This is a genomic window from Marinospirillum minutulum DSM 6287 (genome assembly GCF_000422325.1).
In the GTDB taxonomy this organism is placed as follows: Bacteria; Pseudomonadota; Gammaproteobacteria; order Pseudomonadales; family Halomonadaceae; genus Marinospirillum; species Marinospirillum minutulum.
The window spans coordinates 1-21634 of sequence record NZ_AULO01000011.1; the positions used below are offsets into that span (position 1 = coordinate 1).

A 21634-nucleotide genomic window follows, 5' to 3' on the forward strand; every position below is an offset into this window, starting at 1 on the left:
CAAACGTCACCAAGCACCTGGTAAACCTAAAGCCAAACAACTCATTCCTGCCAGCGAATTTCAGTTTGACCCAATCACAATGACCTGCATTTGCCCAGCAGGACAGACTATTAGTAGCCGAGGCACCCGAAACAATCCCCAAGGTCAACCGACTGCCTATTTTGAAGGGCGATTACTGCAATGTAGGCACTGCCCTAAAAAACACCAATGCATGAAAACACCTTCCGCAGCCAACCACCGCAAAGGTGCAGGCCGACAAGTCAGCTTCCCATTAAATGGAAAAAGAGCAGCCAACTACACTGACTGGATGAAACACCGTGTGGATAACCCCCTAGGAAAAGCCGTTTATGCGCACCGCATGTCGGTTGTTGAGCCAGTGTTTGGCAATATCGGTACCAATAAACGGTTGAACCGCTTTAGCCTGAGGGGTAAAACTAAGGTGCAAGGCCAGTGGCAACTCTTTTGCTTAGTGCACAATGTTGAGAAGCTAGCCCGTTATGGCAAACTGAACCAATGAAAAGGATGATTAGCCCATAAAACGCATTAAAATCACGTATAAATAGAAAGTTATTAGAAGCCAGCAACAAAAAGCTAGAAATACACTGAACAAATAAGTTGCCAGCTAAAATGGGCAACAAAATATAAATTACAGAAAACGAGCTATTGGTGGGAAAGCTGGCTGAAAACAGGTTTTTCTACAGCCTCGTTAGCATTTACCAAATAAGGAAGTCATTATGAGCTCTAAACCTCAAATATTGTTCTTGTCGCATGGCGGCGGGCCAATGCCTCTTTTGGGCGATGCTGGGCATACAGAAATGGTTGATTGCTTGAAAAGCATAACATCTTTATTACGTAAACCATCGGCCATTGTGGTTGTGAGTGCACATTGGGAAGAGAAATTGCCAACAATTACTGCTGGCGAGAGCCCATCGCTTATATATGATTATTATGGATTTCCAGAAGAGTCTTACAGTATTACCTATCCCTGCAAGGGCGAGGCACTGCTTGCAAATAAAATCCGCGAAAAGCTAGAGCGTGCTGGCATTGCTTGCAATCTCGATAAACAAAGGGGCTTTGATCACGGTTTGTTCATACCACTAAAAATAATGTACCCAGATGCTGATATTCCTTGTATTCAGTTGTCGCTTATGAATAACTTAAGTCCTGCCGAGCATATTAGTATTGGTCAGGCGCTACAGGGCTTAGACTATGAAAATTTACTTTTAATAGGGTCAGGATTTTCTTTTCACAATATGAAGGCCTTTTTTACTCCAGAAACTACGGAGTCAAAAGATTTGAATGAAGCATTTGAGTCTTGGTTATTGGATACCTGTTCAAACACAAATATCTCTGAAGAAGAAAGAAAACAAAGATTGTGTGAATGGGTAAAAGCGCCGGGTGCTCGGTTTTGCCACCCTCGAGAAGAGCACCTATTGCCTTTGCATGTCTGCTACGGCTTAGCAGGCGGCGCATGTGCAGAATCGTTCGAGCTGAAGATTCTCAATAAGAAGTCAAGTATGTACCTATGGTAAGCAGAATGCTAACAAGGCGCTCAAAATCGGCCACAAAATACGTGGCCTCGGACGCTCACTTCTTTCGCGCCGTTTAGCGCGTCGTTATATCGCAATGAGTTCTTCGGCATTTTGGATTTTTTGGCTACAAATGATTATAGGTATTGTGTGACACGTGATCTGGGTGAAAATCTTCTAGCGTTTCCAATCAACATTGGGGCCACACTAAAGCATCTTCGTCAAGATATGAGGGATGATTGGTTCTATGATGCTGTGCGGTATGAAGATCTTCTATCAAATGGCAAGAACCTTCACGAGATTCTTTCGCAAAATCTTGAGTTAAATCATGGTGAATATAAGTCTGGTCATAAGGCTATATATGATGTTCCCAAGAGAGCGCTAGGGCTACGGTATACATTGGAATTGGACTTTTATGACAGGTTCCTATACCAAGCGATTTGTAGCTACCTAATTCCATATTTCGATCCACTTTTATCAAATCGTGTATTTAGCCATCGATACAATAAGTATGGTAAAGAGAAGTATCTTTTTAAGCATCGAATTGAACTGTGGAATTCGTTCGAGAACATTAGCTATCTTGCGTTAGTCGATGATAAAACCCTTTTGGTAACTGATCTACTCAATTATTTTGAGCAGATATCAATAGATGCTATTGAGAATGCATTTGTTGAAATGATATCTGAAATTCAAGCAAGTGGGTCCGATAAAAATAAAATACGAAGCGCAGTAAGCACGTTGAAGGTATTGCTGGAAAAGTGGTGTTACAGTGAGAGACATGGTTTGCCACAAAATCGCGATGCATCTTCATTTATTGCGAATGTGGTACTTGATGCGGTTGATAAAAGTATGGTTGCCAAGGGGTATGATTATTTTCGCTATGTCGATGATATTAGAATCATATGCTCTGACGAACATCAAGCTAAAAGAGCGCTTAATGATCTAATTTTTGAATTAAGAAAGCTTGGTCTAAATATAAACTCAAAGAAAACTGTAATTCTTGATAAGGATAGTGAAAATATCCAAGAGTTCTTTCCAAGTTCAGATGACACTATGACTCTTATAGATACCATGTGGAGGTCTAAGAGTAGGAAAGTGATCGCTCGGTCGATACCGGTGTTATTTGAGTTTCTACAGAAACAATTAGATGAGGGAGAGACACAGAGCCGCCCTTTTCGTTACTGCATAAATCGATTTAAAACATTGATTTCTTCAAACCTTTTTGATTCTAAATCGATTTTGGCCAGTGAGATTGCAGATACCCTAATTCGAGAATTTGATAGGCAGCCAGTGTCTACTGATCAGTTTTGTAAATTGTTGATGGATTTGGATTTATCTAATGCTCAAAATCAATCAATTGCAGATTTCATAATGAATAAAGATATCGCCATACATGGTTGGCAAAATTATCACCTTCTTTTACTTCTGGCATATAAGAAATTCAAAGCTGCTGACCTAGTGGAATACTGTAAAGCTCTGATTAGACAAGATGTTCATTGCCCCGAGGTCCCTGCGTGTTTTATATACCTTGCATCTATCGGGCTTGAAAGTGCAGTTGAAGAATTCATTGAGGATTTTAAGGAAACTTGGCCTTATCAGCACCAGAGATACTTTTTAATTGCGCTTCAGAATACACCAAAGGAAAAACTGAAGCCCATGTTCGGTAAGGTCGGATATCGTCTACGGGGGACTGTGAATAGACTGCAGGGGAATAAAAGTTTTCAAGGAGATACGGTGTATTTAAGGGATTTCAATACGACACTTATCGATGAAATATATGATGAGATATCTCCGTATGAGTAAGGGAAGGACTGTATATTTCACGTACCAGAAAGATTTTTCTGAAAGTGGTAGGGATCGATATTTTATATATGATGGTGAAGCTTTCACCGAAGTTTCTTCAGAAAATGTTGTTGCACTTGATTGTTTCGTTGTGACTCATGATTTCTGGTTGATTTCGAGCTCGTTATTTAAAAAGCATAATAGCTTGCCCTCAAAAGTTATAGATGTTGTTCTGCTGTCAAAGATAGCGATTGGAGTTAAATCGGTAGACGGAGATGTTCAGCCGTGGGATGTATCCAAAACTATTAAACCACTATTCCAGGTTAGTGATGACTTTGATAGTTATATGGATATGTATTATCGGCGTAAAGAATTGGTTTATGATGTATACATGCTTTTTTCTCACAAGCTTGCTGAATACTTCGAGAAATTATCAATCTTGGCGTTAAACTCAGGAGAAATGGAAAGATTTTATAGTTTGGAGCTCCCTGTTTTTAACAAGCTAACGTTTTCAGCTTGCAGAGGTATTCGAGTAGACAATAGTGTTGTTAGAGAACACAAAGAAAATCTTAAATTGGATTTCTATCGGCAGCTTAAGTTGTTCGCTGATAAGCATCAAGTGCTTTACGAAATCCCCAGCGATGGGGATGTCAGGGAGAAATTGTTCAAGCTAGGCTATAACGTTCAGGATTATAGTCTTGAGTTTTTGCTTGATTTTTTGCCTTCGCATGATGGCTATTCCGATGACCTGCGAAGCCTTCGAAAGACGAATAAAACGTATAGGATATTTAATTCAATTTCGTCTGGTTCTAATCGACTGAAACCGATCGTTGAATCTCACTGGACATCAACATCAAGAATATACCATAAGTCGCCAAACCTTCAGAACATATCCAAAAAATATCGGAACATTTTTATCCCTGATGAAGGGATGTCTCTTTGTTACGTGGATTATGACCAGTTTGAAGTTGGCATTATGGCAGCCATTTCATCTGATCCAAAAATGAAAGATATATATAATAATGGAGACGCCTATAACGATTTTTCTGTTCGCGTATTTAATGATGAAGAAATGAGGAAAACGGCTAAAATATTGTTTCTTTCTTATGTGTATGGAATGTCCCTCGAAAACATTGCCAGCGCTGTTACAGGGTTGGGAGGGAATCAAAAAAATGCTCGCGATTATTTCTCTGGTTTTTCTGTGTTTGAGGCTTGGAAAGAATCGGTAAATAATGAGTTCTTGAAAAATGGCAGGGTTTCGACTATCGCAGCTAATTATTTAAATAGATACTCAGATTCTGAGTTAACTGATAAAGAGAAAAGAATCTCCGTCAATCATGTTATTCAAGGTACTGCCACATATATTTTTAAGAGAGCGCTGTTAGAACTTTCTGATCTTGAAGGAGTTCAAATACTAATACCAATGCATGATGCTGCTTTATTTCAGCATACAAAACAAGTAGAACCTCATTCAGTGGTTAAAATCTTTGAAGATGTAATGACTAGGGAGCTGTCCGGAAAGGTAGTCGGCAAGGCGTCTATTGAACCATTTTATAAGATAAGTAATTGAGCACATGCAAGTCGAGAGACGATATAACAAGGCGCTGCTGGCGGACAAATTTTACGCTGCGCTCCAAATTTGCCGCAGAGCGCGGCGTTATGTTTCTGGAGATTTCTGAATGAACATTAGAGAGGCTGAAAGAAAAGATTGGGACTTAATTTGGCCAATCTTTAATGAGGTTGTAAAAGCCGGAGAAACCTACGCATACGAAACTGAAACAACCAAAGACCAAGCGGAAAAAATTTGGCTAGACGCTCCCAGAAAAACATTTGTGGCCGAAGAAAATGGAAAAATTTATGGAACTTATTACATAAAAACAAACCAGGCTGGCCCCGGTAATCATGTGTGCAATTGTGGCTATATGGTTTCCTCAATTGCCCGAGGTCGGGGTTTGGCTACAACCATGTGTGAGCACTCACAAGAAATGGCTTTAAAGTTGGGTTATAAAGCAATGCAGTTTAATTTTGTTGCTTCAAGCAATGAAGGCGCTGTTCGGTTGTGGAATAAACTTGGTTTTGAAACTGTGGGGCGCTTGCCTAGTGCATTTAATCATCCAACAAAAGGCTACGTAGATGCTTTGGTAATGTTCAAATGGCTAGCTAAAACATAACAAGGTGCTGCCGTTGAGCACGGCGTTAAATTTTTTGCCTAACCTCGCAGACCATGCTGTAATACGTTGTAGTCACTAGGTATGAGGGGGGCATAGTCATGAGCGTCACCACGGTTCGCCTTCAGGCAGAAGTTGAACAGCGTTTGGAAGCAATCGCCAGCAGGCTGCACCGTAGCAAAAGCTGGGTGATCAACCAGGCACTGTCGGAATACATAGAAAAGCAGCAGCTTGAGCAAGAGCGTTGGAAACAAACGTTAGAGGCAATGGAGGCTGCTGCCCAAGGCAAGGTTGTTGATGCCAGCGAGGTTCACAGTTGGCTTAATAGCTGGGGAACCGAAAACGAGCAGGATGCGCCAAGGTCAAGTAAGTGAAGCTGGCTTACACGGATGAGGCCATTGATGATTTGAAACGCCTCAGGGAGTTCGTTGCGATGTACAACCCGTCGGCGGCAGCCAGGATTGCCACCGAACTGGTTGGCAAAATCGAATTACTTCCAGAATTCCCCAAAATGGGCACACCAGTTGAAATGGCGCCGGTGCCTGACTCCATTCGAGATATGGTTTTTGGAAAATACGTTGTTCGCTATTCGGTTCATACCAGTGCCATTATTATTCTTAGGGTGTGGCATAGCTTGGAAGGTGAGCGGTAATAATTTAACAAGGCGCTGCTGCTAGACAAGTTTTCCGCTGCGCTTCAAACTTGCCACAGAGCGCGGCGTTAAGTTTCGTCAGCAATAAACACCCGAGTATATTTGTGAGATATTTTAATGATTGAAGTCTTAATTTTGGCAGTAGCACTGAGCATGGACGCATTTGCGGTTTCTATAGGGCTTGGATCAAAGCGTGTCAAGAAGACAAAGTCGCTAGCTATAATTGCTGCAATATATTTCGGGTTATTCCAAGCGCTAATGCCATTTATAGGCTACTTTGGTGGAAAAGGTGTGCTCGGCTGGGTTGAGAATTATGCACATTGGATTGCATTCTTCCTTCTTATAACAGTTGGAGGAAAAATGATTTATGAAGCCATTAGCGAGGGTGTTGAAGAAGATATTGCACAAATCACTCATAAAGTGATGCTTATTTTAGCTATTGCTACGAGTATAGATGCAATGGCTGCTGGGTTTACATTAAATCTACTCGAAGTCAACCCGATAGTTGCTTGCGGAATCATTGGTGTTACGACATTTATATTCAGCTTGGTTGGTGTGTTTATTGGTGCTAGAAGTGGGACATGGCTAGAAAGCAAGGCAGAGCTTTTGGGCGGTATAATACTCATTATAATTGGGTTGAAGTTTCTGGTATTTTGAGACTCTGCAGTGAAGCCAAAAACACATAACAATCGCAGTCACAGCGACGGCTTTTTCGTTGCGGCTTCGCCTCCACTACAAAGCCGCGCGTGCTGCGGGCGTTAAGTGTTAAAGGCTAGGCTTGCAAATCATGGAGAAGGTATGCCTCACAAAATATCGAATCTAGTAATATTAGAAGAACTAAAGGCTATTGCACTAGAGAGTTGAATCTAGAGTAATTAAAAACTAGGGTTGAATTTATGGGTAATCAAGACTTTAAACAGCTTTTAGGTACTGACTTGCCTATTATTCAAGCCCCTATGGCGGGTGTTCAGGGCAGTGCTTTGGCTGTTGCGGTAAGCGAGGCGGGTGGTTTAGGTTCTTTACCCTGCGCTATGTTAAGTCCTGAACAGTTGATTGCTGAAATTAACCGCATTAAAGCTGCCACAGCCAAACCTGTTAATTTTAATTTTTTCTGTCATGAAATGCCTGCCTTTGATGAAAAGAAGCAAGCGGCTTGGCAAGTAAGGCTTAAACCTTATTTTGATGAGCTGGACATAGATTCAGATAGCTTACCTGCTGGTGCTAGCCGCACACCTTTTAATCCTACTACGGCAGATTTACTTGAAGCCTATAAACCAGAAATTATTAGCTTTCATTTTGGCCTGCCCAATAAAGAGCTAATGGCACGTATTAAAGGTTGGGGTACTAAAATCATTTCTACTGCTACAACACTTAAAGAAGCTTTGTGGTTAGAAGCTAAGGGTGTTGATGCCATTATTGCTCAGGGCTTAGAAGCCGGTGGGCATAGAGGGATGTTTTTATCGGCGGATATAACCACGCAAGTTGGTTTGGCTGCTTTAGTGCCGCAAATTGTCAGCCAAGTGAAAGTGCCGGTAATTGCAGCCGGTGGCCTTGCCGATGCGAAAGGTGTACAGGCTGCTTTATTGCTGGGTGCGACAGCAGTGCAAGTAGGTACTGCTTACTTGCTGTGTAATGAAGCTAACACCAGTCAGCTGCACCGTGCGGCGTTAAAAAGCACTCAAGCTGAACACACGGCTTTAACGACTATTTTTACGGGTAAGCCAGCTAGAGGCATAGTGAATCGAGCCATTAAAGAGCTGGGTTATATTAGTAAAGAAGCGCCAGCTTTTCCTTATGCTTCGATTGAAATGGGTAAGTTGCGTGCTGCTGCTGAAAAGAACAATTCCGCAGAATTTTCATCGCTTTGGTCGGGTCAAAACCCATCTGGCTGTAAAGAAATTTCAGCGAGTGAATTAACCAAGCAGTTAGCAGGATTTTGATCACCAGACTTGATAAATCAGGAAAACTATTGCTGGAGCGGAGGTTGCTGCTTGGCTGTTAATATTACTTCAAATGATTTTGAGGTAATTGTGATTGGCTAAGAACCGCAACAATCAGAATAAAGCCATCTTCGTTGGTAAAGTAGGTAATGTGCTTTCCAACTGGGAAGTAGAAGCCATTAGTGTAAAGTTCATCACAGCTTCTTCCAACTGCAGGGTTGTCTGCAAGCATTTGAAAAACAGTAAGTAGCTTGTCCCTGTAGGTGTTCCATTGCGCTTCTGAGAAGTTTGCAACGGTGTAGTTTCTGATCTTGTATAGGTGGCTTTGCGCCAACTTACTCAGTTTATATTTTTTGGCAGCCATGCTTTAGGTTACAAACTCTTTAGGAATGTTTCACCATCGACTAGCTTGCCTTGTGCTAAGTCTTCTTTTGCAGACTCAAAGCAATGTTTAATGTAATCCGCTTTCATCACTTCAAGTTCTTCGAAGTCTTTAATTGACATAACAACGGCAGTGTCTTTGTTGTTTTTGCTGATCTTCACTGGCGCTCGTTGAGCACTCAGAAGTAGTTCGCCAAAATTACGTTTAGCGTCATTTGCTGTTAGCGTGTGCATGTTCTAGCTCCAAAACCGTGTTATTAGTTAGATTGTAGGCGTTAGCACAAAAAGATCAAATTAATTAAATCGTGCGATTCCTTAAAATAAGCTGACAAGTCTTCTCTGATATTTAGCTAAGGCACTAGCTTTAATTTGCTTCGGGTATTCTGCTCGATATCTTTTTCTGCTAAGTGTTGTGGGTAGTAGCGCCCTTCACTATAAGCCTTGGCTTGGTCTGAATAGTGTTTATCAAACTTCACGCCGCTTTGCCCTACTGGGTTAATACCTAAGGCTTGTTCGGGCGCAGCAAAATCAATTAACCGGCGGGTTGATGGGCCGTATTCCACTGCCCAAGGTGCGCTGCTGTAACTGGTTGATAAATTATTAGGTAGCTCATGGCCACCTGGTACTGCAAAACCACCTACATTAAATAGCTTGTCTAAAGGTTTTTGTGCGCCTAAAGGGTGATTGTGCGTAAGCGTATGCGCTTTGCCCCATTGCCAATCGTCTAGCTTAGGGCCAAGTGTTTTATTAAGGTGCTTTAAAGTTGCCTGCCAAGCTTGGCCAACGACCACTTGGCGAGCTTGGTTGGTACCGGCTTGTTGGTTATTCCACCAAGGCGAAGCAGGGTCGGCAGCTAGTAAGGGTAGGGCGCTGTCAATAATCCGTGTGCTAAGCAGGTTATTAAAGGTTGCTTCGCCTAATTCATCTAAAAAAGTGGCTATTAATAGCTGGTAGGTAAATTCCGTAAACACTGTTGGTAAATAGCTGTTAGTTGGGAAGTTGCCTGGCCATTTTGCTAACTGGTTAATCAGTAGGGTTTCTTCTTTACTGCTGGCGCTGGCGTATAAATCGCCTAATAAGGGTTTTAGCAGGCGTGGTGCATAGCCACTTTGTTCGCCTAGCTGTACGGCTTGGCTGTTTTGGGTATTCCATTGTTTGTTGGGCTGACTAAGTTCTTTGATTAGCTGCTCGCCACGGTCGGCTAGGTTGTAATAGCCAGGCAGTGGTACTTGATTAGGTGAAGCCGGCAGGTAGTTTGCAGAAACGATATAACCTCGTTTGGGGTTTTCTTCTTGCGGGTTATCGCTAAAAGGGTAGAAGCCGTATTTTTTAGCTTGGGCTGTTTGGCTGTCGAGTATAAAAGCAGGCTGAGTGCTGGTATCACGAATTGGCATTTTACCTGCAGCCCACCAAGCAATGTCGCCTTCAGCATTAGCCCAAACCAAATTTAACCCAGGGGCATGAATTTTACTGGCTGCTGCACGGGCTTTTTCTAGTGTGTTAGCACGGTTGAAGTCGTAAAAAGCTTCTAGAATGGGGTTTTCGGTTTCTAAAAAAGCCCACCAGAGTGCAATGGGCGTGTCGGGTATTTCTTCACCTAGCGCTGCGTTAATAATGGGGCCAAAGTCTGAGCTATAAAGGGTTAGCTCTTCAGCTGGCTGGCCTTTTATGGCGATTAGCTCGGTATGACTGGTTAAATTATCCCAGTTAGGTGGCAGGGCGATTAGGTCTAAGTCATCATTTTGAAACATGGTTAGTGACCAGCCAAATGCTTGGTTATGGCCTAAGAGTGCAAAAGGGTTCAAGGCTTGAAAATGCCCATACAATTCAAAACTGGGTGTTTGTAGATGCGCTTCATACCAAACGGCCGGTACAGAAAAACCGATATGCGGGTCGCCAGCCAACAGGGGCTTGCCGCTTTGGGTTTTACTGCCTGCCATGACCCAAGCATTGCTGCCTTCAAACTGAGGAAGGTTAGGTTCAAAAAGAGCCGCTTGGCTAACTTCTGCCAAAGCATTTAAACCCTGCCAATCTTTTGCGGTAAGTTTACTGCTGCTTGGTGAATTGGTGTGTGGCGTTTCAGGATAGATAACATCGCCTTGGCTGGGGGTGTTTAAATCAAAAATGCGTAAATAGTCTTCGCCTAATTCATCACGAATATAGGTGAGCACTGGCTCGGTACGAAAAGCGGCGGCAAAGCTGTAGGCTAAATAACCGGCCACGCTGATGGTATCTTCGGCTGTAAAAGGGCGAGGGGTAATGCCTAATAAATCGAACTCTAGGGGTTTAGCGCGGGTGGCTTGGTATTGGTTAATGCCATCTAAATATGCATTTAAGCTTTGCATGGATGGGCTGCTAGGGTCTAGCGTTGTTAAATAGCTTTTGGCGTGTTGGTGAAGGCGCAGGGTACGAAACAGCCGGTCGATTTTAACGGTTTTTTCGCCTAGCACTTCAGAAAGCTGGCCTTGGGCTAAGCGACGTACCATTTCCATTTGAAATAAACGGTCTTGGGCGTGCACATAACCCAGCGCACGGTAAGCATCTAGCTCGGTTGCGGCTTGAATGTGCGGCACACCGCGTTCATCGTAACGAACACTCACCGCTTCGCTTAGCTGCTCTAGTTTTATTTCACCACTCCGCTGGGGTAGCTTTTGTTGGATAAACCCATAGCCACCTAGGGTAAGTGTTATTAGTAAAACTAGAATAAAAATAGCTAAGCGTTTCATCAAAATATCCTTTTTTAGTTAAGCCCTTAAAAACTTCACATTTCTGGTACTTGTGCCAAAGCTTCTTCTAATAACTCAACACCTGCGCCGGTTATATGTGCGCCTTCGCTTAATATTCGGCGAAAGCGTCTAGCGCCTGGTACGCCTTGAAAAACGCCTAGTAAGGGGCGCATTAAGGGATTAAGGCGATCACCAGCAATCAGTCTTTCTTCTACATAGGGTAGGTAATTACGAATAGCCTGATGCTGGGTTAAGCCATTATCTGCTTCACCATAAAGTTGTTGGTCTACTTGGGCAACCAGCCAAGGGTTGTTCCAAAGGGCTCGCCCTAGCATCACAGAGTCAACTTTTTCTAAGTGGGTTTTGCATTCTTCTAGGGTATTAATGCCGCCATTTATAGCAATGACTAAATCTGGGTGTTGGGCTTTTAAGCGTTCCACACGGGCGTAATTAAGGGGTGGCACTTCACGGTTTTGTTTGGGCGATAAACCTTGTAACCAAGCTTTTCTGGCATGCAGAATAAAAATCTTACAACCAGCGGCTTTGATCTGTTCAATAAAGGCTTCTAAATCTTCGTCTTCATCTTGGTCATCAATACCAATGCGGCACTTAATGGTAACCGGCAGGTGAGTGGCGGCTTGCATGGCTTGAAAGCAATCGCTAACCAGTTGAGGGTGTGCCATTAAGCAAGCGCCCATTAAGTTGTTTTGTACTCTATCGCTTGGGCAACCCACATTCAGGTTAACTTCGTTATAGCCCCACTCGGTAGCCATTTTTGTGCAAAGTGCTAGGTCTGTAGGGTTGCTACCACCTAGCTGTAAAGCAACTGGCTGTTCTTCGGCTGAAAAATCTAAAAACCTTTGTGGATCTTTGCCATGCAAAAGAGCACCGGTGGTAATCATTTCTGTATAAAGCAGGGTTTTATTACTTAATAGGCGTAAAAAATACCGAAAATGGCGGTTGGTAACGTCCAGCATGGGGGCTAAAGAAAAACGAGGGTAGGGTTGGTTACCCCAAAGCTGTAAAGGCATATATTAAGGTCACTAGCTAACTAAAAGACTAGCAAGTGTAACCTTAGAAAAATAAAATGGCGACTCTTACAGGGGGGGGGGAGGTAAGGTCGCCGAGGCATTGCAAGTATGCAGTTTAGGGTGATAACAGGAAATTTATACAGAACAAGTAGGTAATTATTTTATAAAAATTGATGTTTGTGAAGGTGGCTTAATGTCGCAGAAAGTGTTGGCAATGCACTCAGTGCTGGAATCTCTTATACTTAGAGCTTGGGTTTTATTTTTATTTTCTTTGTCAGCAGGATGAACAAGCATGACTGTGCGCACTCGTATTGCTCCATCACCCACCGGTGATCCCCACGTTGGTACCGCTTATATCGCGTTGTTTAACTTATGTTTTGCCCGTCAACATCAGGGTAAGTTTATTCTGCGGATTGAAGACACTGATCAACAGCGTTCAACTGCTGCATCTGAACAAAAGATTTTTGATTCCTTACGCTGGTTAGGTTTGGATTGGGATGAGGGGCCGGATGTAGGCGGTGAATTTGGCCCTTATCGCCAAAGCGAGCGCCGTGATATTTATGGTAAATATGCGCAAGAGCTGCTGGATAAAGGCAAGGCGTTTAAATGCTATCGTACACCTGAAGAACTAGATGAATTGCGCCGTGAGCGTCAGCTAGCGGGGCATTCAACGGCTTTAAAACCTTCAGACTTATATTTACCTGAGGAAGAAGTGGCTAGGCGTAGTGCGGCTAATGCGCCTTTTGTGGTGCGTATGCTAGTGCCTGAGGGTGAAGGTGCCTGTGAGATAGATGATTTGCTGCGTGGCAAAATTGAATTGGACTGGAGCATGGTGGATGCACAGATTCTTTTAAAATCAGACGGTATGCCCACCTACCATTTAGCTAACGTGGTCGATGATCATTTAATGCAGATAACCCACGTTTTGCGGGGTGAAGAATGGATTAACTCGGCACCTAAGCATAAATTGTTGTATGAATATTTTGGTTGGGAAATGCCGGTGCTTTGTCACTTACCGCTTTTACGTAACCCAGATAAATCCAAGCTGTCTAAACGTAAGAACCCTACCTCGATTAATTTTTACCAGCGCATGGGTTACTTCCCTCAAGCCTTGCTTAACTATTTAGGTCGTATGGGCTGGTCTATGCCTAACGAGCAAGAAAAATTCAGCCTAGAAGAAATGGTTGCTAACTTTGATATTGCAAGGGTTTCTTTAGGTGGTCCGGTATTTGATGTTGAAAAACTGAGCTGGCTGAATGGCTTGTATTTGCGTGAAGATTATAACGACGAAGAGTTAATTGCCGAACTGGTTAAGTGGGCATTTAATAGCGATTACGTTAAGCAAATTATGCCGCAGCTGCGTCCGCGCATTGAAATGCTGTCTGATATAGCGCCTTTGGCGAGCTTTTTCTTTAGCGGTATGCCTAAGGTAACTAAAGCTGACTATTTAGACCTAGGTATAGAAGAAGCCGACCTGGTTGAGTTATTTCAGTTGTTAGTTTGGGAAATGGATAGCCTAACCGACTGGAACAAAGATGCCATTTTAAATACGGTTAAAGCCTTGGCTGATAATGCTGGCTTAAAAATGAAAGGCTATTTGCAGCCAGTTTTTGTAGCCATTAGCGGCAGCACTACTTCAACGTCAGTCTTAGATGCCATGGTTATTCTAGGGCCAGACATGAGTCGTGCACGTTTGCGCTTTGCTTTAAATCTGCTAACCAATGGGCAAGGGCCTTCTAAAAAGCAGATTAAGAAGCTTGAAAAGGCTTATCAAGCCTTTTTGGTAACTAAAAATGCATCTAATTAAAATAATTTAAAATAAAGCTTGACGGTGCGTAGGGTGCAGCCTATTATACGCACCGTCTTCAGGACATCGTGGGGGTATAGCTCAGCTGGGAGAGCGCTTGCATGGCATGCAAGAGGTCTGCGGTTCGATCCCGCATATCTCCACCAACAAATGCAGTAAAAGTATCAACGTCCCATTCGTCTAGTGGTCCAGGACACCGCCCTTTCACGGCGGTAACAGGGGTTCGAACCCCCTATGGGACGCCAATTTTACAGCAGCACCTTTTCAAGTTGTTCATTTTTGCTATTTATCCACAAATTAACCAACCTATTAATCAGACTTAGATTCTGATTTTTCTTGTTTTAATTTTTATAATAAATTCTGCTAGCTGGTTATTGCAGCTTGGCTTCTATTGCTGATGAATACTGGCTTGTGCTGTTTATCTAGTTAGGCCTGATTAAAAAATGAGCTTTTTAAGGTGGGGGTTATGCCTGTTGGCCTAGGCCTAATTATTAAGGTGTTGTCCACTACCTTATCCACAGATCTTGTGGATAAGGCTTAGAGGTCATTAAGTAGTAGGTCGTTAAATAGCTGGTACTTGGCAGGGTCTTCAGGCAGTAGTTTTTTCTTGCTGTCAGGTAGAGTAGAGAGCTTTAAGTCTTTGTGCTCTAAAGGTTGGTTAGTCAGTTTATTAAATACTAAGCGAACAATAGAAGGGTGGCTGTTTTGGTCCTGCCGCTTTACAAAACCTAGGTCACCATTCTCAAAGGCTACTAAAGAGCCTAGAGGGTAAAGCCCTTGGCGCTTAATTAGCTGTTGAATAGAAGCTAAGTCTAGTTTGTCACGCATAGCTAAAAGGCGCTTGTAGGCTAAAGCATGAGGCAAACCAGCACGGTAGCTACGACCATTGGTCATAGCATCAAACACATCAATAACGGCAGCTAGCTTACCTATAGGGCTAATAGAAATGCTTTTTAAGTGTTCTGGGTGTCCGCTGCCATCTAAGCGTTCACAGTTTTGCGTAGCTATGGTGAGTGCTAAGTCTGGCATACCCTGTTGTCTGGAAAGAATTTCACGGGTAAGTAAGGAATGCTTGTGCATTACCTTGGCTTCTTGTTCGCTAAGTACACCAGACTTACTAACAATTCGATCAGGTATTAGGCCTTTACCTAGATCGTGACATAAACCAGCAAAGATAATGTTGCGCAGGTAGTCTAAATCACGCGACTTAGGGTTGTTCTGATTAAACATAGTTTGATCAGCTAGCAAGACAGCAAGGCTAACTGAGTGCTCATAAAGGTAGTTGGCTGGTGTGCGTATGCGGGTAACTAAAATAAGCTGCTGACGATCTTTCTGTAGTTTATCTAACAGTAGGTCAGTGACTTCCCAAGTTTGGGCAATGGGTAAGGCTGTTTTTTCGCGTAGGCTATTAACAAGCATTTGTACGCAGCGAACAGCCTTGTGGTGCACTTCTTCTGTGGTGAACTTCTCTAACTCTTCTGCTTCTTCTTCTGCTTCAGAAATAGCGTCTTTGTTATTTTCTTTTCCTAGGGCGTCTAGAAAGAGTTCTGATATGGGTGCAGAGCTATTGCCTGAGCTAGAGCGAGCGTTATCTCTTTGGAGTTCGTTAACAATAAAAGAAATTTTACGATCAAGCTTGGGATCCATATTAATAAGCTGGCAACCTAGACTGCTAATGTCTCGTTTTTCGTCATAACCTACGTGACGTATTGCTATGCCTAAATCGAGAAGGTGGCCGTTAGGAAAAATAATATGGCAGCAAGAGTACTCGGTATTTTTAGGTAGGGTTTCGCGTAAATCACCCTTGGCTTCTATTTGGCAACCCTGAGCAGATAAGTCACGCAATAAACCTTCATGCTCCCAAGTAGGGCTTTGAGGAATAATGTTGTCGTACTCATCTCTTTTGATTGGAGGAACACTAACGCCCAGCCGAACATTGATGTTTAAAGATAGACGTACAGGCGCACGGTAGAATTGTCGGCGCTGTAAAAAATGTAATTCAGCGGGGAAGGGGACTTTATAAACTGGGCTGTCTTCCTTAACGGCACGACCCACGGCTTGAAGTTTTTCAGCACTTATTTTACAGCCGTCATGGTAGCTATCAAAATGAAAAGGGATAGCCTTTGCCATGAGTTCATCACCCCATTTAGGGGTGACTTCATCTAGCAAAATGTAGCCTTCTTTGAAGTTAACGGCGAGCACCATACTGGTATAGTGATCTGCTACGGAATCGAAACGTAGTTTTAACGGCGTGTGCTTAACCTGTAGTCGACGCATCAGGCGGTAAATACCCTCGCGTGACTTAATGAGTTGGCCTTCTTCCTTTGGTTCTTCTGAACCTGTTCCGTTATTGCTGTGTGTCATGCCCACAAAATTAAATCCTGAATGCTTGGGTTCTCATTAACCAATAAAGCTTAATACCTGTTCAGCTATTAAAAATCAAGAACTGCTGAAACTATCTGCAAAATCAATGCGCTTACTTAAGGTTGGGCTTGAATGCTCTCATTCTTCTTAAAAGGCTGGAAGTATCCCAGCGCCCACCACCTTGTTGCTGAACTTCGGCATAAAATTGATCGACCAAGGCGGTAACGGGTAACTGTGCATCAAGAGCACGTGCTTGGTCTAGGCAGATAGCAAAATCTTTACGCATCCAGTCTACAGCAAAACCGTGTTCATATTCATCGGAAATCATGGTTTTGTGACGGTTATTCATTTGCCAAGAACCTGCCGCACCTAAACTGATTACATCAATAACCTTTTGTTGGTCTAGGCCTGCTTTATCGGCAAAGTTAAGGCCTTCAGCCAAGGCTTGAACTAAACCACCAATACAAATTTGGTTAACCATTTTAGTCATTTGACCTGCACCCGCTTCACCCATGTAGGTAACTGCTTTTGCAAATAACTGCATTAAAGGTTCAGCCGCATTATAAGCCGTTTCATCACCACCCACCATGACAGTTAGCTGGCCATTAATAGCGCCCTGTTCTCCACCTGATACGGGTGCATCTAAAAAGTGTATTTGTTGCTTTAGGCAAGCTGTTGCCATTTCTTTAGCAAGGGTAGCAGAGGCCGTTGTGTGGTCAATGATTAGACTGCCAGCTTTTAGCGTTTTTAAAATGCCCTGCTCGCCTGTTACTACTTCACGAACATCTTCATCTTTACCAACACATAAAAATACCAAGTCTGCCTTGGCAGCTGCTTCTGCCGGTGTTGTCGCAGAGTTATGGTTGGGGTGGTTTGCAACCCATTGCGCTGCTTTGGCTGGTGTGCGATTAAAAACTGTAAGCTGATGCCCTGCTTTAGCAAGGTGGCCAGCCATAGGGCCGCCCATTACGCCTAGACCAATAAAAGCAATTTTTTTAGGTGTGCTCATTTTTCTGCTCCAAACAATAAAAAAGGCTGCCTTTAGCAGCCTTTATAGAACAAGTGTTACTTAGCGATTAGGTAGATCACGCTGAGGTGCGCCAGTATAAAGCTGACGTGGGCGACCTATTTTGTAATCGTTGCTAATCATTTCGTTCCAATGTGAAATCCAGCCAATAGTACGGCTCATGGCAAAGATAACAGTGAACATATTGGTAGGAATGCCTATGGCTTTAAGAATAATACCTGAATAGAAATCTACGTTGGGATAAAGTTGACGTTCTACAAAGTATTCATCTTCTAGCGCAATTTGTTCTAGGCGCTTAGCAATTTTTAGCTGTGGATCATCAGACAAACCTAGTTCAGCTAGTACTTCGTCACAAGTTTCTTTCATAACTTTAGCGCGGGGGTCAAAGTTACGGTAAACACGGTGACCAAAACCCATTAGCTTGAAAGGATCATCTTTGTCTTTAGCGCGGGCTACAAACTCTTCAATGCGTGATTCATCACCTATTTCATCTAGCATGGTGAGTACAGCTTCGTTAGCACCACCGTGCGCAGGACCCCAAAGTGCAGCAATACCAGCCGCTATACAAGCGAAGGGGTTAGCACCCGTAGAGCCAGCTAAACGAACGGTTGAAGTGGAAGCATTTTGTTCGTGATCTGCGTGCAGCATGAAAATACGATCCATTGCTTTAGCAAACACGGGGCTGATTTTATATTCTTCACAGGGTGTAGCAAACATCATGTGTAAGAAATTTTCAGCGTAAGAAAGATCATTGCGTGGGTAAACAAAAGGCTGACCAGTTGAATATTTGTAACACATGGCAGCAATGGTTGGCATTTTAGCGATTAAGCGGTGTGCAGAAACCTCGCGATGATAAGCATCACTGATATCCATTGCATCATGGTAGAACGCAGATAGTGCACCAACAACACCACACATAACTGCCATGGGGTGAGCATCACGACGGAAGCCTTTGAAGAACTGGGTTAGCTGCTCATGCACCATAGTGTGGCGGCTAATGGTTGCTTCAAACTTTTTGCGTTCTTCTGTGGTCGGTAGTTCACCGTTGAGCAGTAAGAAGCAAAGTTCAAGGTAATCAGACTTAGCTGCTAGTTGATCAATAGGATAACCACGGTGGAGTAGTACACCTTTGCCACCATCAATGAACGTTATTTTTGATTCACAGGATGCGGTAGCCATAAAGCCAGGGTCGTAAGTGAATACGCCTGTTGAACCTAAGCTACGTACATCAATTACATCTGGGCCAAGGGTACCTGTAAGAATAGGAAGTTCGACGGTCTGTTCAATGCCATCGATCGTAAGTACTGCTTTCTTATCAGCCATAAGGCCTCCTTATTAGTTTTGATCACACTTGCAGTTTGAAAATGAAGGTGGCACTACTATAGAAGCGAAAATTCTCCTGTCAATTACGCTAAATGTGTAGAGTATTTGATGTTCAGCTTGCTAGAATGCGCCACGCCTTAAGTTCAAGGCTTGGTATTAGATTCGCTTATTTTAATGCAGTGCACAACCTTTGGATAGATTGCGTAACTATTTGTTGGTTCATATAATCAGTGACCTGCACTTGGGGGATGAGTGCTGCAGCAGAAAAATGCTTAGAAATTTAAGCATTTTTCTGGCGAGTGCTTTTAAATATAATCGCTTGTTGCCGGGGAAACCTGTGCAAGCACTATAAAAGAGTGTGTAAAGCCGTGAAAAGCAATAGACCTGTAAATCTCGATTTATCGACGATAAAATTTCCTTTATCAGCGTTGGCATCGATAACTCACCGCATTAGCGGCGTTATTTTATTTGTTGGCCTGATTTTTATGTTCTGGGCATTTGATGTGTCTTTATCTTCTCCAGATGGTTTTGAAAGTGTCAAAACCACCCTGCAAGATAACTTCCTTGCGAAGTTTGTGCTTTGGGGAATGCTGACCGCTCTAGGTTATCACTGCCTAGCAGGTGTTAAGCACATCATTATGGATTTCGATATAGGCGTGAACCTTGAAAACGGTCACACCATGTCGCAAGTTGTATTTATCCTAGCAGCTGTATTAGCTGTGTTGGCAGGAGTCTGGGTATGGTAACCAATATCACAAATTTTGGCCGCAGCGGTTTGGCTGATTGGTTAATACAACGTGTAACAGCAGTTATTATGCTGGCTTACACTTTGTTTTTGTTAGGTTTTTTCTTAATGAATGGCGATCTTGACTTTGTAACCTGGAAGCTTTTGTTTCAAGGTACTGCAATGCGTATTTTCAGTTTGTTAGCACTGCTTTCAATTGCTGCTCATGCGTGGATAGGTTTGTGGACTGTTGCAACCGACTACATTAAGCCAACGGGTCTTCGTGTAGCTTTTCATTTGGTTGTCATTCTAGCCCTTTTTGCCTATGTAGTTTGGGGCGTTCAAGTTTTGTGGGGAGCTTAATCCATGTCAACACTTCGTACACTAGAGTTTGATGCCATCATTGTTGGTGGTGGTGGTGCAGGTCTGCGTGCTGCACTGCAGTTAGCTCAGTCTGGTCGTAAAACAGCTGTTATTTCTAAAGTTTTCCCTACGCGTTCACATACCGTGTCTGCACAGGGTGGTATTACTTGTGCTATTGCCTCTGATGATCCTAACGATGATTGGCGCTGGCACATGTACGATACCGTTAAAGGTTCTGATTATATCGGTGACCAAGACGCTATCGAATACATGTGTAGTGAAGGCCCTAAAGCGGTATTTGAGCTAGAGCACATGGGTTTACCCTTCTCACGTACTGAGCAAGGTCGTATTTACCAGCGTCCTTTTGGTGGTCAGTCAAAAGATTTTGGTAAAGGTGGCCAGGCTGCGAGAACTTGTGCTGCTGCTGACCGTACTGGTCATGCACTTTTGCATACGCTTTATCAGGGCAACTTGAAAAACGAAGCAACCTTCCTAAATGAATGGTATGCCGTTGATCTAGTAAAAAATGCTAAAGGCGATGTGGTTGGTTGTATTGCTATTTGTATTGAAAACGGCGAAACCATTTTCATTAAAGCTAAAGCAACGGTTATGGCAACAGGTGGTGCAGGTCGTATTTATGCATCTACCACAAACGCCCTTATTAATACCGGTGACGGTGTGGGTATGGCGCTACGTGCTGGTTTTGCTATGCAAGATATGGAAATGTGGCAGTTCCACCCAACGGGTATTTATGGTGCAGGTACTTTGGTGACTGAAGGTTGCCGTGGTGAAGGTGGCTACCTAATCAATAAAGATGGCGAGCGTTTTATGGAGCGTTACGCACCTAATGCTAAAGATTTGGCAGGTCGTGATGTTGTTGCTCGCTCCATGGTTATGGAAATTCTAGAAGGTCGTGGTGCGGGTGAGCATGGTGATCACGTCTTCTTGAAACTAGATCACCTAGGTGAAGAGGTGTTGAATAAGCGCCTACCGGGTATCTGTGAGCTTTCTAAAACCTTTGCGCATGTTGACCCAGTTAAAGCGCCAATTCCTGTTGTACCTACTTGTCACTACATGATGGGTGGTATTCCAACTAACGTTCATGGTCAGGCAATTACTGTTGATGAAAATGGTAATGATCATATCGTGAATGGCTTGTTTGCTTGTGGTGAAGTGGCTTGTGTATCAGTACACGGTGCTAACCGTTTAGGTGGTAACTCGCTACTCGACTTAGTCGTGTTCGGTCGTGCTGTAGGCTTATACATTGAGCAAGCATTAGACCAAGGTATTCAGTATGACGATGCTTCTGAATCAGACATTGAGTCAGCTTTAGCGCGTATGAATCGTTGGAATGAATCCAAAGGTGGTGAATCTGTTCATGCGCTGCGTACAGAGCTACAAAACTGCATGCAGAATTACTTTGGTGTATTCCGTGACGGTGAGTTCATGGAAAAAGGTATTGAGCAGTTAAAAGATTTACGTGAGCGTATTAGCAAAGCCCACCTAGAAGATAAGAGTCAGGCATTCAATACCGGTCGTATTGAAGCGCTAGAGCTAGATAACCTTCTTGAAGTTGCTGAAGCGACAGCTATTTCTGCTTATGAGCGCCGTGAAAGTCGTGGTGCCCACAGCCGTAATGACTTTACTGAACGTGATGATGAAAACTGGTTGATGCACTCAGTTTATTCGCCTGCAACTAAAACTCTGAGTAAGCGCGAAGTTAACCGTGCTCCTAAGATGATTCAGGGCGAGATGTTGAAGCATTTTGAGCCAAAAGTGCGTACTTACTAATCAGAATTAGATGTTGGGAGAGTAAA

Annotated in this window: 20 protein-coding genes and 2 tRNA genes; 15 read left to right on the plus strand and 7 right to left on the minus strand. The window is 43.2% G+C overall.

The annotated features are described in order from the left end of the window. From H571_RS0105250 to H571_RS0105290, 9 genes are all read left to right on the plus strand, one after another. The coding region (locus tag H571_RS0105250; protein ID WP_027848397.1) for a transposase at window positions 1–517 on the plus strand (517 nt) is incomplete at its 5' end. 217 nt (window positions 518–734) lie between these two features. Further along, on the plus strand, window positions 735–1532 hold the full coding sequence (locus H571_RS0105255) for a DODA-type extradiol aromatic ring-opening family dioxygenase (RefSeq protein ID WP_027848398.1): 798 nt from the start codon (window positions 735–737) through the stop codon (window positions 1530–1532). Between the two features lie 147 nt (window positions 1533–1679). Next, window positions 1680–3332 carry an RNA-directed DNA polymerase gene (locus tag H571_RS0105260; protein ID WP_211219761.1) on the plus strand — a complete coding sequence of 551 codons (1653 nt, stop codon included), beginning with the start codon at window positions 1680–1682 and terminating at the stop codon, window positions 3330–3332. Next, window positions 3325–4881, plus strand: coding sequence for a DNA polymerase (locus H571_RS15475; RefSeq protein WP_169445759.1), 1557 nt, complete (start codon window positions 3325–3327; stop codon window positions 4879–4881). Before H571_RS0105260 ends, H571_RS15475 begins: the two co-directional genes overlap by 8 nt. Window positions 4882–4990: 109 nt before the next feature. Beyond that, window positions 4991–5482, plus strand: a complete 492-nt coding sequence (locus H571_RS0105270; protein ID WP_027848401.1) for a GNAT family N-acetyltransferase — start codon at window positions 4991–4993, stop codon at window positions 5480–5482. A gap of 98 nt (window positions 5483–5580) precedes the next feature. After that, window positions 5581–5853, plus strand: coding sequence for a CopG family ribbon-helix-helix protein (locus H571_RS0105275; protein ID WP_027848402.1), 273 nt, complete (start codon window positions 5581–5583; stop codon window positions 5851–5853). After that, complete coding sequence (locus tag H571_RS0105280) at window positions 5850–6131, plus strand: type II toxin-antitoxin system RelE/ParE family toxin (RefSeq protein WP_027848403.1); 282 nt, start codon at window positions 5850–5852, stop codon at window positions 6129–6131. The genes H571_RS0105275 and H571_RS0105280 overlap by 4 nt, the downstream gene beginning before the upstream one ends. Before the next feature lie 117 nt (window positions 6132–6248). Beyond that, entirely contained in the window at window positions 6249–6788 is a 540-nt protein-coding gene (locus tag H571_RS0105285; protein ID WP_016390346.1) for a manganese efflux pump MntP, read from the plus strand. Window positions 6789–7027: 239 nt separating this feature from the next. Further along, on the plus strand, window positions 7028–8071 hold the full coding sequence (locus tag H571_RS0105290; RefSeq protein ID WP_027848404.1) for an NAD(P)H-dependent flavin oxidoreductase: 1044 nt from the start codon (window positions 7028–7030) through the stop codon (window positions 8069–8071). 64 nt (window positions 8072–8135) lie between these two features. Here the strand turns inward: H571_RS0105290 and H571_RS0105295 are convergent, their stop codons facing one another. The 4 genes from H571_RS0105295 to dusA form a co-directional block, all read right to left on the minus strand. Further along, window positions 8136–8435 carry a type II toxin-antitoxin system RelE/ParE family toxin gene (locus H571_RS0105295; protein ID WP_027848405.1) on the minus strand — a complete coding sequence of 100 codons (300 nt, stop codon included), beginning with the start codon at window positions 8433–8435 and terminating at the stop codon, window positions 8136–8138. Window positions 8436–8443: 8 nt separating this feature from the next. Next, window positions 8444–8686: a type II toxin-antitoxin system Phd/YefM family antitoxin gene (locus H571_RS0105300; protein ID WP_027848406.1), complete on the minus strand. Its 243-nt coding sequence runs from the start codon at window positions 8684–8686 to the stop codon at window positions 8444–8446. 116 nt (window positions 8687–8802) lie between these two features. Continuing rightward, window positions 8803–11178, minus strand: coding sequence for a penicillin acylase family protein (locus H571_RS0105305; protein ID WP_027848407.1), 2376 nt, complete (start codon window positions 11176–11178; stop codon window positions 8803–8805). Between the two features lie 35 nt (window positions 11179–11213). Beyond that, entirely contained in the window at window positions 11214–12209 is a 996-nt protein-coding gene (gene dusA / locus H571_RS0105310; RefSeq protein WP_051168166.1) for a tRNA dihydrouridine(20/20a) synthase DusA, read from the minus strand. 292 nt (window positions 12210–12501) lie between these two features. Here dusA and gltX point away from each other — a divergent pair, with 292 nt between their 5' ends. The 3 genes from gltX to H571_RS0105325 all read left to right on the plus strand — a co-directional run bounded on the left by gltX (window position 12502) and on the right by H571_RS0105325 (window position 14261). Beyond that, window positions 12502–14016, plus strand: a complete 1515-nt coding sequence (gene gltX, locus H571_RS0105315; RefSeq protein WP_027848409.1) for a glutamate--tRNA ligase — start codon at window positions 12502–12504, stop codon at window positions 14014–14016. Window positions 14017–14086: 70 nt separating this feature from the next. Beyond that, window positions 14087–14162 (plus strand) — tRNA-Ala (locus H571_RS0105320). A gap of 23 nt (window positions 14163–14185) precedes the next feature. Beyond that, window positions 14186–14261: transfer RNA gene (locus H571_RS0105325), tRNA-Glu, on the plus strand. 292 nt (window positions 14262–14553) lie between these two features. Here the strand turns inward: H571_RS0105325 and H571_RS0105330 are convergent. From H571_RS0105330 to gltA, 3 genes are all read right to left on the minus strand, one after another. Further along, window positions 14554–16380: an HD domain-containing phosphohydrolase gene (locus tag H571_RS0105330; RefSeq protein WP_156887840.1), complete on the minus strand. Its 1827-nt coding sequence runs from the start codon at window positions 16378–16380 to the stop codon at window positions 14554–14556. Between the two features lie 112 nt (window positions 16381–16492). Then, window positions 16493–17389: an NAD(P)-dependent oxidoreductase gene (locus tag H571_RS0105335; RefSeq protein ID WP_027848411.1), complete on the minus strand. Its 897-nt coding sequence runs from the start codon at window positions 17387–17389 to the stop codon at window positions 16493–16495. A 60-nt stretch (window positions 17390–17449) separates the two neighbouring features. Continuing rightward, the gene (gene gltA / locus H571_RS0105340; RefSeq protein ID WP_027848412.1) at window positions 17450–18730 is read right to left on the minus strand and encodes a citrate synthase; all 1281 of its coding nucleotides are present in this window, start codon (window positions 18728–18730) and stop codon (window positions 17450–17452) included. Window positions 18731–19098: 368 nt separating this feature from the next. Between gltA and sdhC the strand changes: the two genes are divergently transcribed. Genes sdhC through sdhA form a run of 3 tightly spaced genes read left to right on the plus strand, consistent with a single transcriptional unit; the run spans window position 19099 to window position 21608 of the window. Beyond that, the gene (gene sdhC, locus H571_RS0105345; protein WP_027848413.1) at window positions 19099–19476 is read left to right on the plus strand and encodes a succinate dehydrogenase, cytochrome b556 subunit; all 378 of its coding nucleotides are present in this window, start codon (window positions 19099–19101) and stop codon (window positions 19474–19476) included. Next, window positions 19470–19817 (plus strand): succinate dehydrogenase, hydrophobic membrane anchor protein, encoded by a 348-nt coding sequence (sdhD, locus tag H571_RS0105350; protein WP_027848414.1) that lies wholly within the window; start codon window positions 19470–19472, stop codon window positions 19815–19817. The genes sdhC and sdhD overlap by 7 nt, the downstream gene beginning before the upstream one ends. A 3-nt stretch (window positions 19818–19820) precedes the next feature. After that, window positions 19821–21608 carry a succinate dehydrogenase flavoprotein subunit gene (gene sdhA, locus H571_RS0105355; RefSeq protein ID WP_027848415.1) on the plus strand — a complete coding sequence of 596 codons (1788 nt, stop codon included), beginning with the start codon at window positions 19821–19823 and terminating at the stop codon, window positions 21606–21608. The last annotated feature ends 26 nt before the right edge of the window (window positions 21609–21634 follow it).

Bases quoted from the DNA above. Each gene is read 5' to 3' on its own strand.
- dusA (WP_051168166.1), bottom strand. From the start codon at position 12,209: ATGCCTTTACAGCTTTGGGGTAACCAACCCTACCCTCGTTTTTCTTTA.
- H571_RS15475 (WP_169445759.1), top strand. From the start codon at position 3,325: ATGAGTAAGGGAAGGACTGTATATTTCACGTACCAGAAAGATTTTTCT.
- sdhD (WP_027848414.1), top strand. From the start codon at position 19,470: ATGGTAACCAATATCACAAATTTTGGCCGCAGCGGTTTGGCTGATTGG.
- H571_RS0105335 (WP_027848411.1), bottom strand. From the start codon at position 17,389: ATGAGCACACCTAAAAAAATTGCTTTTATTGGTCTAGGCGTAATGGGC.
- sdhA (WP_027848415.1), top strand. From the start codon at position 19,821: ATGTCAACACTTCGTACACTAGAGTTTGATGCCATCATTGTTGGTGGT.
- H571_RS0105285 (WP_016390346.1), top strand. From the start codon at position 6,249: ATGATTGAAGTCTTAATTTTGGCAGTAGCACTGAGCATGGACGCATTT.
- H571_RS0105330 (WP_156887840.1), bottom strand. From the start codon at position 16,380: ATGACACACAGCAATAACGGAACAGGTTCAGAAGAACCAAAGGAAGAA.
- H571_RS0105290 (WP_027848404.1), top strand. From the start codon at position 7,028: ATGGGTAATCAAGACTTTAAACAGCTTTTAGGTACTGACTTGCCTATT.
- gltX (WP_027848409.1), top strand. From the start codon at position 12,502: ATGACTGTGCGCACTCGTATTGCTCCATCACCCACCGGTGATCCCCAC.
- H571_RS0105270 (WP_027848401.1), top strand. From the start codon at position 4,991: ATGAACATTAGAGAGGCTGAAAGAAAAGATTGGGACTTAATTTGGCCA.
- H571_RS0105255 (WP_027848398.1), top strand. From the start codon at position 735: ATGAGCTCTAAACCTCAAATATTGTTCTTGTCGCATGGCGGCGGGCCA.
- H571_RS0105300 (WP_027848406.1), bottom strand. From the start codon at position 8,686: ATGCACACGCTAACAGCAAATGACGCTAAACGTAATTTTGGCGAACTA.
- gltA (WP_027848412.1), bottom strand. From the start codon at position 18,730: ATGGCTGATAAGAAAGCAGTACTTACGATCGATGGCATTGAACAGACC.
- H571_RS0105275 (WP_027848402.1), top strand. From the start codon at position 5,581: ATGAGCGTCACCACGGTTCGCCTTCAGGCAGAAGTTGAACAGCGTTTG.
- H571_RS0105295 (WP_027848405.1), bottom strand. From the start codon at position 8,435: ATGGCTGCCAAAAAATATAAACTGAGTAAGTTGGCGCAAAGCCACCTA.
- H571_RS0105305 (WP_027848407.1), bottom strand. From the start codon at position 11,178: ATGAAACGCTTAGCTATTTTTATTCTAGTTTTACTAATAACACTTACC.